The sequence below is a fragment of the Paenactinomyces guangxiensis genome, from assembly GCF_016055185.1.
Classification (GTDB): Bacteria; Bacillota; Bacilli; order Thermoactinomycetales; family Thermoactinomycetaceae; genus Paenactinomyces; species Paenactinomyces guangxiensis.
Genome location: NZ_JAECVR010000023.1, coordinates 1 through 11,989, shown reverse-complemented (window position 1 = coordinate 11,989; position 11,989 = coordinate 1). Strand labels below are relative to the sequence as shown.

12 protein-coding genes are annotated in these 11,989 nt (G+C 47.8%); all 12 read right to left on the bottom strand.

All coding sequences use genetic code 11. The features are described 5' to 3' along the window. Nucleotides 1-7: 7 nt before the first annotated feature. The 12 genes from trpA to I8U27_RS17145 all read right to left on the bottom strand — a co-directional run bounded on the left by trpA (nucleotide 8) and on the right by I8U27_RS17145 (nucleotide 11,031). A complete protein-coding gene (gene trpA, locus I8U27_RS17200; protein ID WP_181754121.1) occupies nucleotides 8-805 on the bottom strand; it encodes a tryptophan synthase subunit alpha in 798 nt (265 codons plus the stop codon). Continuing rightward, a complete protein-coding gene (trpB, locus tag I8U27_RS17195) occupies nucleotides 802-1,992 on the bottom strand; it encodes a tryptophan synthase subunit beta (protein ID WP_181754186.1) in 1,191 nt (396 codons plus the stop codon). The genes trpA and trpB overlap by 4 nt, the downstream gene beginning before the upstream one ends. A gap of 7 nt (nucleotides 1,993-1,999) precedes the next feature. Continuing rightward, on the bottom strand, nucleotides 2,000-2,671 hold the full coding sequence (locus I8U27_RS17190) for a phosphoribosylanthranilate isomerase (RefSeq protein WP_181754119.1): 672 nt from the start codon (nucleotides 2,669-2,671) through the stop codon (nucleotides 2,000-2,002). Next, on the bottom strand, nucleotides 2,668-3,450 hold the full coding sequence (gene trpC, locus I8U27_RS17185) for an indole-3-glycerol phosphate synthase TrpC (RefSeq protein ID WP_181754117.1): 783 nt from the start codon (nucleotides 3,448-3,450) through the stop codon (nucleotides 2,668-2,670). The genes I8U27_RS17190 and trpC overlap by 4 nt, the downstream gene beginning before the upstream one ends. After that, nucleotides 3,440-4,465, bottom strand: a complete 1,026-nt coding sequence (gene trpD, locus I8U27_RS17180) for an anthranilate phosphoribosyltransferase (RefSeq protein ID WP_181754115.1) — start codon at nucleotides 4,463-4,465, stop codon at nucleotides 3,440-3,442. Before trpD ends, trpC begins: the two co-directional genes overlap by 11 nt. Then, complete coding sequence (gene trpE / locus I8U27_RS17175; RefSeq protein ID WP_181754113.1) at nucleotides 4,462-5,976, bottom strand: anthranilate synthase component I; 1,515 nt, start codon at nucleotides 5,974-5,976, stop codon at nucleotides 4,462-4,464. Before trpE ends, trpD begins: the two co-directional genes overlap by 4 nt. A 255-nt stretch (nucleotides 5,977-6,231) precedes the next feature. Then, entirely contained in the window at nucleotides 6,232-6,633 is a 402-nt protein-coding gene (gene aroH / locus I8U27_RS17170) for a chorismate mutase (RefSeq protein WP_181754111.1), read from the bottom strand. Beyond that, nucleotides 6,630-7,730, bottom strand: coding sequence for a 3-dehydroquinate synthase (aroB, locus tag I8U27_RS17165; protein WP_181754109.1), 1,101 nt, complete (start codon nucleotides 7,728-7,730; stop codon nucleotides 6,630-6,632). The genes aroH and aroB overlap by 4 nt, the downstream gene beginning before the upstream one ends. Before the next feature lie 2 nt (nucleotides 7,731-7,732). After that, nucleotides 7,733-8,896 (bottom strand): chorismate synthase, encoded by a 1,164-nt coding sequence (aroC, locus tag I8U27_RS17160; RefSeq protein WP_181754107.1) that lies wholly within the window; start codon nucleotides 8,894-8,896, stop codon nucleotides 7,733-7,735. A 279-nt stretch (nucleotides 8,897-9,175) separates the two neighbouring features. Beyond that, entirely contained in the window at nucleotides 9,176-10,183 is a 1,008-nt protein-coding gene (locus tag I8U27_RS17155; protein ID WP_181754105.1) for an MDR family oxidoreductase, read from the bottom strand. A 169-nt stretch (nucleotides 10,184-10,352) separates the two neighbouring features. Then, a complete protein-coding gene (locus tag I8U27_RS17150; RefSeq protein ID WP_181754103.1) occupies nucleotides 10,353-10,532 on the bottom strand; it encodes a hypothetical protein in 180 nt (59 codons plus the stop codon). A gap of 157 nt (nucleotides 10,533-10,689) precedes the next feature. Continuing rightward, entirely contained in the window at nucleotides 10,690-11,031 is a 342-nt protein-coding gene (locus tag I8U27_RS17145; protein WP_309506175.1) for a DUF1360 domain-containing protein, read from the bottom strand. Nucleotides 11,032-11,989 lie beyond the last annotated feature (958 nt).

Genomic DNA, 11,989 nt, shown 5'->3' with positions numbered 1-11,989 from the left:
CTCTATCTTACTCCGATTTTAAGCCCCTGACAAATACTCTTACCTCGTTTAACGCGTCATCACACTGCTCCGGATCGGAGAGTTTCGGGGAAAGTTCCTCGATTTTTCGTACCAGAGCACTACCGACGACAACTGCATCCGCCTGTTCCAGAAAACGAACCACATGCTCCCTTTTCGAGATACCAAATCCAACTGCCGTCGGAACCGGGCTCATCTCCCGTACTATCTGTAAAAAAGAGTCAACATGGCCCGCAAACTGTTGCCGCATTCCTGTTGTTCCCAACGAAGATACACAATAGACAAAGCCTTGCGCATCGCTGACAATCTTGCCGATGCGCTGTCGTGATGTAGGGGCGACTAGCGGAATGACAGCAAGCCCCGCTTCAGACCCCAGTTTACGGAGGGGAGCGCTTTCCTCATAAGGAAGATCCGGGACAATCACCCCGTTAAAACCACATGACACGGCTTGTTTGACCAAACGTTCCAAACCATATTGAAAAACAGGATTTGCATACGTAAACAAGATGAGAGGAACATCACACCCCTGTTGCCGTACCATTCTTCCCAGTTCCAGAACATCACTTAATGTTACATTTTGTTGCAAGGCCCGCTCAGATGCAGCTTGTATCACAGGTCCATCTGCCATGGGATCTGAGAAGGGAACCCCTAACTCGATAGCGGCAGCCCCTTCTTCTGCCAGAAGATAGATCAGTTTCAGCGTCACTTCCAGACTCGGATCGCCCGACATGATAAAAGGGATCAAGTGCTCCTTTTGTGACCGGAATGCAGCTTGCAGTTGATTCATCCCCGATCTCCCCCCATCCTGTGCCGAATCGTTTCTACATCTTTATCTCCTCTTCCTGACAGACAAACAAGAATAATGTCCTCGGGTGATCCTTTCCTGGCCAGTTGAATCGCTTCCGCAATCGCATGGGCTGACTCCAGTGCCGGTAAAATGCCTTCTGTTTGGCATAACAACCTGACTGCTTCCAGCGCCTCTTCATCAGTCGCAGACGTATAGCGAACACGTCCCGACTCTTTCAGAAAAGAGTGCTCGGGACCCACCCCCGGATAATCGAGACCGGCAGAAATCGAATGAGCGGGCTGCACTTGACCATGCTCATCTTGCAGCAAATAGCTGTAGGTTCCGTGTAATACACCAGGACGCCCCAGGCTTAAGGAGGCAGCGTGCTCTGCTGTATTTAACCCTTTTCCGGCCGCTTCGACACCGTGCAAGCGTACCGTCTCATCCTCTAAAAAAGCAGCAAACATACCAATGGCGTTACTGCCGCCCCCCACACAGGCCACTACATCTCCGGGTAACCTTCCTTCCTGCATTAACAGCTGTGCACGTGCTTCATCACTGATTACCCTCTGAAAATACTTGACCATGGCCGGATAGGGATGAGGTCCAACTGCCGAACCGATTAAATAAAAGGTATCCTCTACATGGGCCACCCACTGGCGCAACGCTTCATTGGTCGCATCTTTTAAAGTACGGGTTCCGGAAGTAACCGGGGTCACCCTTGCTCCTAACAGCTCCATGCGAAAAACATTTAGCTGCTGGCGTTTGACATCTTCCTCACCCATAAAGACCTGGCACTCCATTCCCAGAAGAGCGGCAACCGTCGCCGAAGCTACTCCATGCTGGCCGGCACCCGTCTCAGCGATCAATTTCTTTTTCCCCATTCGTTTTGCCAGTAATGCCTGCCCCAGGGCGTTGTTAATTTTATGTGCACCGGTATGGTTAAGATCTTCTCTTTTCAGATAGATCCTGGCCCCTTGCGCAACCTCCGTCAACCGTCTGGCGAAAGTAAGCGGGGTAGGGCGCCCGGAGTATTCTTCCAGGTAATAACGCAACTCTTTATTAAAGTCAGGATCTTGAATCGCCGCTTGAAAAGCTTCCTCTAACTCTAATAATGCATTCATTGTTGTTTCGGGTACATATCTCCCTCCAAAACACCCAAAGCGGCCGGTGAGTTCCTGCCCCATTGTCTTATCAGGCTCCTTCAGTTGTTTGCCCACTTAACATCACCTTCCTCACAAACCGGTTCATCTTTTCTGGATCTTTTTGTCCTTCCTTTTCAATTCCGCTTGAGACATCGACTCCATCGGGAGCGAAATCCCTGATCAATGTATCAACATTTTCTCCGTCCAGCCCTCCCGCTACCCAGCATGGAAGCTGAAACCTGCTGCACTGCTCTTTAAATGGCGGAATCCGTTCCCACTCAAAAGCAACTCCTGTGCCGCCGCGGGATGTTCCCGTACTGGAATCCAACAGGGCAATATCAATCCAGGGAGCATATTCCTTTAATGGAAATGCACTTTTAATCCGATCTTCAACATGAAAGGTTTTAATGATTTTCACTTGAAACTGTTCTTTTACCGAACGGCAAAACGCTGGTGACTCGTCTCCGTGCAGTTGAACAGCTTGCAGCGGGGCCAATGACAACCACTCATGGATCTGACGGATGGTCGGGTTGAGCAACACCCCTACTGACAGAACCTGTGATGGGACCAGCTTGACCATCATTGGCAAATCACGCGGATGGACGGACCGCTTTCGACCCGGAACCAGGATAAACCCGATCGCGTTAACCCGAAGCCGGCCTGCCTTCTCTACATCCCCGGGTGTACGAAACCCGCAGAACTTAATTTGTGTCCGTTTCATCCAATTTCCCTTTCAATCAGCCGTCGTACCGCCCGTTCGGGATCCGCTTGTCGCATCAGATATTCACCGACAAGAATTCCGTCCACTTGAGCTTTTGCCAAACGTTCAGCATCTTCTGCCGAATGGACCCCGCTTTCGCCGATGACAGGACAGTCCTGGGGAAGGAGCGGGCGTAAACGTTCCGTTGTCTCAATCTCAGTTACAAACGTGTACAAGTTGCGATTATTGATGCCGATCACATCCGCTTCACAAGCGAGAGCAAGCGGGACCTCCGATTCCTCATGGATCTCCACAAGAACTTCCATCCCCAGTTGACGGGCCGTTCCCCTTAACAGCTGCAGTTTTTCCCTGTCAAGAAGTGCTGCGATCAACAAAATCGCATCCGCACCGAGAAATTTACTTTCTAACACCTGAACCGGTTCCAGAATAAAATCTTTGCGCAACACCGGGATTTTCACCGCCTCTTTTACCCTGGTCAAAGATTCCGGCTTTCCTTTAAAATAAGAGACATCTGTCAATACCGACACTGCACTCGCTCCGCCTCTCTCATAGGCGAGCGCAGTTGCCACAGGATCAACCGTTTCCCGAATCACTCCTTTGGATGGAGAAGCCGGTTTGACTTCGGCAATGACGGAAAGCGCCGGTTGTGATTGAAGAGCCTGGGCCAGAGAGCATCCGCGCGGAAGTGCTGAAGCCTTTTCCCAATCCTGATCCGTGTAAGTCAGATGCAATTGTTTGATCTCTTCCCGTTTTGTCGCAACGATTTTTTCAAGAAACATAGCGAACCTCCTGTGAATAGCGAACCACCTGAGCCAGTTTTTCTTTCGCTTTACCTGAATCAATTTGTTCCGCAGCCAGTTTGACACCATCCCGGATGCTGGCTGCCTTTCCGGCAATATAAAGCACAGCCCCGGCATTTAAAAGAACCACATCACGCGGGGCTCCTGTTTGGCCGTCCAAGATTTGGCGAATCAAGTTCGCATTATAAACCGAATTTCCGCCGCCAATCTTCTCGAGAGAGGCTTTAGATACCCCCAATTCATCAGGGGTTACTTCATAGGTGGTTATCTGCTCTCTATTCACTTCACTGATGCGTGTGGGAGCCGTAACCGTGATCTCATCAAGCCCGTCCAGACCAGAGACAACCAGTGCCCGCTCTACGCCCAAGGCTTGCAGAACGCAGGCAACGTTTTCCGTAAGTGCCGGATCATAAACACCCATCAGTTGAATCTTTACCCCGGCCGGGTTTGCCAGCGGACCAAGCAAATTAAAACAGGTTCTGAAACCTAATTCTGTCCGGGTCGGCATAACATGTTTCATCGCCTGATGATACATAGGTGCAAACAAGAAACAAAGACCGGTATGACATAGTAAAGTTTGCGCTTCTTTGGCATTCAGCTGAATATCCATACCCAAAGCTTCTAATACATCTGCGCTTCCACTTTTGCTGGAAACAGCCCGGTTTCCATGTTTGGCAATCGGCACCCCCGCCGAAGCCGCTACAAAAGCAGCAGCCGTGGAGATATTAAACGTTTTACCTCCATCTCCGCCTGTCCCGCAGGTATCTACTGCATGAGGAAAGTCGTGGTAAACCTGGGTTGCATGAGAACGCAATGCCTCAGCAAAACCGATGAGTTCTTCAACGGTTTCTCCCCTCATTCTCAGAGAAGTTACCAGGGCGGCCATTTGTGCGGCTGTCGCCTTTCCCTCCATCATGGCATCCATGACCGCTTGAGCCTCCAGGCGGGTTAAATCCTGTCCGTCTACTACTTTTTTAAGCATTTCTTGAATCATAAACACCCCTCCACCATCTTTTCGCCCGCCAGCTGAAGAGCCTTCAGCATCCCTTTTGCCTTGTTGACAGACTCGATGTATTCATTATCCGGTACCGAATCGGCCACAACTCCTCCGCCTGCTTGCACATAAGCACAATTCCCGCGAAAATAAATGGTCCGAATCGCAATACACGTATCCAGCTGCCCTGTAAAGCTGAAATAGCCGATGGCTCCGGCATAAATTCCCCGGGGTTCCGGTTCTAATTCGGCGATGATTTCCATTGCCCGAATCTTAGGAGCGCCGGAAACGGTCCCGGCAGGAAAACAGGCGCGAAATGCATCAAGAGCATGATAAGAATCGACCAGTTCACCAGTCACATTAGAAACGAGATGCATGATATGGGAATATTTTTCAATTTTCATCTGCTGTGTTACTTCTACTGTCCCGTAACGGGCCACTCTGCCGACATCATTGCGGCCGAGATCAACCAGCATGATATGCTCCGCTTTCTCTTTTTCGTCCCGGTATAAATCGCGGACCATTTCTTCATCTTCCTGTGCATTTTTCCCTCGTGGCCTCGATCCGGCGATCGGACGGGTATCCACTCGTTTTCCATCGACGCGAACCAACAGTTCCGGTGAGGTCCCGACAATGGTTTCTTCTCCCATGCGCAAATAGTACATATACGGGGATGGATTCAGAACTCGCAAAATGCGGTAAACATTCATAGGGGCCGGTGCATTCCGGTATTCCCATCGCTGGGATGGAACCACTTGAAAAATATCACCGGCACGAATATATTCTTTGGCTCGTTCTACCAACTCCATATACTCATGTCTGGTTAGATTGGAATAAGCACAGTCAAAAACAACCTCCCGATCCAGGGAAGGAAGCTGCGGGATCGAAACAGGGCGGGTATACAGTTCTCGCTCCCATTCTTCCAAATCGGATAAAGCCTTCATATATAACTCTCTCAACTGCCGGTCGTCATAGTTTTCCGGGACAAATAAATGGGCTACCAGTATGATCTTTTGCTTTAAATGATCAAAAATAAGCAGGCGATCGTAAAACATCAAGTGAACATCGTAAGCCCCCGTTCCTCTCCCAGCTTGCGTAACCGGTGAATTCGGCTCAAAATAGCGAACGGCCTCATAGGAAAAGTATCCTACCGCTCCCCCCAGAAATGGCGGATATTCGTCGTAGGAAGGGGAATGAAAAGCGTTTAAGTGATCTTTCAGAAGGACAGCGGGATCAGCCGCAGTAACCGGACGGCTCCCCTGTTGATCCGTTAGGGTGTATGAGCCATCTTTTCCAGTAATCACTTGAAAAGGTTTTGAGCCCATAAACGAATATCGCGACCACTTTTCTCCTCCTTCCACACTTTCAAGCAAAAAGGAGTAGGGATCATCTGCGAGTCGATGATATAGACCAATGGGGGTTTCCGTATCTGCGTGAACAGATTTGCAGATGGGAATCGTAGAAAATGTGTGTGCAAAAGTTCGCACCTCTTCAAAACAGGGGTAGATCAATGTGTTCCCTCCTCTTTACAGGCCTGGGCCCGTAAGATAGAGAGAAAGGATATAGAGGATCTATTTGGGAGGGTAAAAATAAGAAAAGCCAAAGCACAGCGGCTTTGGCTGAAGATGCAAAATTTTCCAAACCTCCACTCTGCTCATCTATGCTATATCCATTCTCTTCTCTACTCAGCTGCTCATTGTCAAAAACAAAAACTTCTAAACTAAAACTCATAAAACCTTCTACTCAACTCTGCCTTATCCATGACTTTAACCGAGAATAGATTCCCTGTCAATAGCGGATTGACCTTCGACAAGATCAGGTCGTAAACCGGCTGCCTCACCAAGATAGACATGTTTCACCTCCCGGGGTGAAAGGTGAGTATTTACCAGCAACAGCAATCGAATGCATTTCTCCAATCCACCCGCTACGGGAATCTCACTAGAACAGAGCAAGGGAACTAATTCCCATCCCGGCATGGTTCGGATCGCCCGGGCAGGAAATGTGGCATTCAAATCATGGGTAACCGTCACAAACACACTGCATATATCATCAGGATCAATCCGGTTCTCTTTCACAATTGTTAACAGCAATTCCTTCGTCGCTGCCAATATTTCTTCGGTCTCATTGGCTTGGACGGTAATCGCACCGCGAATCCCCCGCACGCTCATCCGGTTCCGCCTCCGATCTCTTTTAATACCTGACTTACATGGACTTCTTCGATTCCTCTGATCAATTCAACCTGACCCATGGATCTGGAAAGTACAAAGGCATACTCCCCCCTGCGGGCCTTTTTATCCCTTTTCATCGCTTGCAACATGTCTCTCTCCAACCATGCCTGGTCATACCGGACAGGCAACTGAAACGCTTGAAGCAATTCTTCCGTACGGGTAATCAATTCCGGAGAACTTCCCAATACTTTTTGACTTAAACGGGCTGCTCCGGCCATTCCGATCGCAACTGCTTCCCCGTGGGTATAATATTGATAGCCGGATACGGCCTCTAAGGCATGGCCGATCGTATGCCCGTAGTTCAAAATAGCACGGATTCCTGATTCTTTTTCATCCTGGGAAACCACTGCCGCCTTCACCCGGCAACCTCGGTAGATGGCTTCCTCTACTTTGGCCGGCTCTAAAGACAACAACGCTTCGGTATTCTCTTCCAGCCATTTGACAAAAGAAACGTCCCAGATGAGAGCATGTTTTACCACTTCAGCAAACCCGGAGACAATCTCCCGTTTGGGCAGGGTATGCAGTACATCTACATCAAATACAACCATCACGGGCTGGTGAAATGAACCAATATAGTTTTTACCCAGCGGATGATTCACCCCTACTTTGCCTCCCACACTGCTGTCATGAGCCAGTAAAGTGGTGGGCAGTTGAATAAAAGGGATCCCCCGCATATACGTAGCGGCAACAAAACCGGCTACATCCCCGACCACTCCCCCACCCAGAGCAAGAATCAGACTGCTCCTGTCCAATCCAAACTGCAAACACTCTCCGATTAATCGTTCCAGCTGTTGTAAATTCTTATTCGATTCCCCGGCAGGAAATACACTTACTCCTGTCTCATAACCGGCAAAATCCAGACAGCTTTTAACCCGGTCGGCATACCGCGGCGCTACCTCTGAATCAGTAATGATCATCAATTTCCGGTCCCGGCCTACTCCGGCCTTCTGCAACAACTCCGGCAATAGTCTGTATAATCCTGATCCGATGTGAATGGAGTAACAGGACTGATCCAAAGATACTGTCAACGATCTCATGGTTAAAACCTCAATGCTTTTTCACGATATTGAGCCACATACTCCGACAACTCATCAGCCGTATCTGCCGGGAATTTTTCCAGTAACGCCCGTGCTATTTCCCAGGCAACCACATTTTCTGCGACCACGCTCGCGGCCGGTACGGCACAGCTGTCCGAACGCTCAATACTCGCCTCAAATGGCTCTTTCGTATCTATATCTACACTTTTCAACGGCTTATACAACGTTGGAATCGGCTTCATCACACCCCGGACCACAATTGGTTCACCCGTGGTCATACCGCCCTCAAAGCCGCCCAGGCGGTTGGTTGCCCGGTAAAATCCTCGTTCTCCGGACCACATGATTTCATCATGCACCTCCGAGCCGCTCCGTTCGGCAGCTTCAAAACCAATGCCAAACTCAACTCCTTTAAACGCATTGATACTGACAACCGCCAGCGCAATTCTGGCATCCAGTTTCCGGTCCCATTGTACATGACTGCCCAGGCCAATCGGTACTCCCTCCACAATAACTTCCACAATGCCGCCAAGAGAATCCCCGTCCTTTTTAGCCTGGTCAATCAAGGACATCATTTTTTGCTCCGCAACCGGATCCAGGCAACGAACCGGTGAATCTTCAGAACGTTGTCTGATTTCAGCAAGCGAAAGCCCGGTGGGCCGTTCAGCAGCAACTTCACCAATCCGCGTCACATGGCCTGTGACATGAATATCGCACAACTCCAGGACTTGCCTCGCCACAGCCCCCGCTGCCACCCGTGCAGCCGTCTCCCGGGCGCTTGAACGCTCCAACACATCGCGCATATCGCGATGATTGTATTTAATGGCTCCATTTAAGTCGGCATGACCCGGACGCGGCCGGGAAATTCTCCTTTTCCCGGCATCTTCGGGATGAGGGTCCGGGCTCATAATCTTTTTCCAATGAGTCCAATCTTTATTTTCAATGACAAGTGCAATAGGAGCGCCGGTGGTTTTCCCAAAGCGCACTCCGGATAAAACCTGAACCCGGTCTTTCTCAATCTGCATCCGGCGCCCGCGGCCATAGCCTTTTTGCCTGCGTGCCAATTGCTCATCAATTTTGTCTTTGGAAAAGGGGAGCTGGCTTGGCACCCCCTCAACAATAATCGTCAATTGTGGTCCATGTGATTCTCCAGCCGTCAAATACCTCATCTCAAACCGTCCCTTCTACACTCACGCTGATCTCTTTTTCGCTGTTAAGTATTACAGTGTGAAACTTGAAGAAAATTTGTTAGTTATCATAACACAGAACATGCTGCTGTGGGAGATTTTTAAAGAAAGAATTTTGTTTGTGATACAAACTGGTTTTTGTTGTATTGGGTTTTATCTCTGTTGACACCCGACTTCCCGTAAATAATCAAACGGATGTTCATGACGAACACCCGCTTCTTGAGGTTCCTTGTCAATCTATTTTTGTTAACCCGAGAAAAACTATTTCGAGCTAGCTGCAAGGGCATTCACATCGATCACGATCCGTCCGCGAACACGCCCGTCTAAAATCTCCTCGCTCAAGCGCGGGATTTCACTTAACGGATAGACCTGAGTGATTCTCTCCAATAAATCACTGGTTAATAGCTGTGATAATCTTTCCCATGCCTTTCTCCTTGTTTCACTCGGACACAAGACAGACTCAATTCCAATAAGCTTGGCTCCCCGCAGGATAAAAGGAAAAACAGTGGTACAGAAATCACTTCCTCCTGCCAGACCACAGGCGGCCACCGCCCCACCGTGAGACAGACTTCTTAAAATGCCGGTAAGCGTTTTTCCGCCGACAGTATCAATGGCTCCTCCCCATTGTTGTGTTTCCAGCGGTTTCCCCTCCCGAGACAGTACCTGGCGGTCTATGATGCGATATGCCCCCAATTCCCTTAGATAGTCATGGGCTTCTTCTCTCCCGGATGATGCGACCACTTTGTAGCCCAGTTTAGATAAAAGAGCAATTGCGATGCTTCCGACCCCGCCCGCTGCACCTGTCACAACAACCTCATAATCTGATTGCAAACCGTTTTCTTCAAGAGCCATAACGGAAAGCATTGCGGTAAGGCCGGCTGTTCCGATGCTCATGGCGTGTTTTGGCTTCATTGATGCAGGTAAGGGAACGAGCCACTCCGCTTTCACCCGGGCATATTGAGAGTATCCTCCCCAATATTTTTCGCCAATCTCCCATCCGGTCAAAATCACAGCGTCTCCGGTGCTAAATTTCGGTGAATTTGAATACTCCACCACTCCGGTCAAATCGATTCCGGGCACCATCGGGTAGCTTCTCACAATCTTTCCGCGGCCTGTAACAGCAAGGCCATCTTTATAATTCAAACTGGAGTAGGAAACCTTAATGAGGACGTCCCCTTCCGGCAAGTCTGATATTTTCATATTCTTAACACAAGCATTGCTGCCTACATGATCAAGAACAAGGGCGTGAAAGATTTTTTCCTGATCCATCCCTGATGACTCCTTTCATCTTTTTTGTGCAAAAAACTATCATTCATTCACTTTTTATTCCACTTACTTGGGTTAGCTGTAAACATTTTTTAGCTTCATATTTTATACTTCTATAACAGAAGGCTGCTATCCTTTGACAGCAGCCTTTCATTACCTTCAAATCTTTTATTCACTCTTTGATGTTGATACTACTTTGTACAGCGTGCTCCCAGCTGGGAAAATAGTAAAGCGCACATTGCATCAGTTCCGGATTGGTTTGTTTCACCTTTTTCTTGCTTAGGGACATTCCGCTATCGTCCAGTTGTTTGATTTGATTTAACACTTCTTCCATACTCAGAGGTACGTCCATATTCCCGCTCCTTCGGCAAAAGTTTTTTTACTAGCATCGTTTCCAATTAACAAGGAGCATAGACACTTATACCGGCCGATGAAGAAAAATAAAAAATTCCGCCAAACTCATTTATCAATCGGCGGAAAGTCAGGTTTTTTATGTCTTTCGTTTTCTGTTACAAGAGAGTTCGAATAATAGCGGCAGCACCTGCAACCGCAAGAATAACCAAAAGAGGAAATGAGCCGGGAAGCAAGGAATACAGAGCAACTACGGCCAAAGATGACCATACTCCCAAACACCAGTGACAGCTAAAAAGCGTTCCGATCCAATACCGCAATCCGGTTCCCTTTATCTTGATGTTTTGTATGGTCTTCCCTTCTTCATCTTCCTTAAAGGTAACAGACAAAAAAGGGGCTCGGATAAAAGAAGCGATATGATCATACATAAGCAGATGAGTGAGTCGAAACGATGCAAGCGCCAGGATTGCAAAGTGAAGCCACGAGATTTCAAACAACACATTAATCCCCCCGGTTTTTCTCACTTCTTTCCACTAAAAGATTGATTTTTTCATAAAGTTTTACTCTACCATTTCCTTTTGCCGTTTTCTATTTATAGTATGAGCCACTTTTCGAATCGTGCAGTGAAAATGTACTCGTTGTTAGCGTTCACAAGAAAATAGCTTATACGAACTGACAGATTACCGGATACAAAAAAGAACACCAAAAAATGGGCTCTTTTTTGCGAATCTATATTTATCTTCTACGACCGTTTCCACGTTGGTCTCTATCACCTCTGCGAGGGCATTCTACCCGATCAACTTCGCGAAACATTTTGAAAGCATTCCCGTTGTTGCGGCTGGAGTTGTTTAGGTCTGACTACTTTCTTTTTCATACTTGACATTCCACCTTTTAAAAAGAGATTGTACTATTTGCAGCACAATATTCGATGAAAATCATTTCTGATAACTTCCGCTAACATAGTTGGAAAGAAACACTATTTAAATAGATTGATATAAAAAAGGCTTTAATAATGCGACCATGTACACTAGGATCTGTCTGGTAAATAGGTAAAGACAGTCTCATTACAGAAAAAGGAATTTTTAAATTGCTGATTCTTTGCGGAATTTACCTTCAGTTTTTCTGTCAAGATGATTATCAAAATGATTTACCAGACACGCCCTAAAAGGATCACAGCTTGAGTGTCCAAACCCCGGCGATAAAAAGTTATTGAATTCTCAATCTCCTTTGAATATCCTTTTAGTTAGACAGAGAACAAAGCGGCCCAAAAGTCCTGCGGTAATATGTCAAGCCATTGAAACAGGGAAATTGGAAATTATAAAGCCCCTGTTATCTAAAAAAGGCAAAACTTAAGAAACTCAGTCTAGATTTCCATTAACTGGGATATTACCGAAGGATATTGAGGAGGTGTTTACCTCATCGATCCACCTTCCTTCCAGGCGTGTAGATTTGGTTGCT

Coding starts and splice junctions, on each gene's coding strand:
- I8U27_RS17150 (WP_181754103.1), bottom strand. CDS start 10,532: ATGGACGTACCTCTGAGTATGGAAGAAGTGTTAAATCAAATCAAACAA.
- aroB (WP_181754109.1), bottom strand. CDS start 7,730: ATGAGATCGTTGACAGTATCTTTGGATCAGTCCTGTTACTCCATTCAC.
- I8U27_RS17190 (WP_181754119.1), bottom strand. CDS start 2,671: ATGAAACGGACACAAATTAAGTTCTGCGGGTTTCGTACACCCGGGGAT.
- I8U27_RS17155 (WP_181754105.1), bottom strand. CDS start 10,183: ATGGATCAGGAAAAAATCTTTCACGCCCTTGTTCTTGATCATGTAGGC.
- trpC (WP_181754117.1), bottom strand. CDS start 3,450: ATGTTTCTTGAAAAAATCGTTGCGACAAAACGGGAAGAGATCAAACAA.
- trpA (WP_181754121.1), bottom strand. CDS start 805: ATGAATCAACTGCAAGCTGCATTCCGGTCACAAAAGGAGCACTTGATC.
- aroH (WP_181754111.1), bottom strand. CDS start 6,633: ATGAGCGTGCGGGGGATTCGCGGTGCGATTACCGTCCAAGCCAATGAG.
- trpD (WP_181754115.1), bottom strand. CDS start 4,465: ATGATTCAAGAAATGCTTAAAAAAGTAGTAGACGGACAGGATTTAACC.
- aroC (WP_181754107.1), bottom strand. CDS start 8,896: ATGAGGTATTTGACGGCTGGAGAATCACATGGACCACAATTGACGATT.
- trpB (WP_181754186.1), bottom strand. CDS start 1,992: ATGGGGCAGGAACTCACCGGCCGCTTTGGGTGTTTTGGAGGGAGATAT.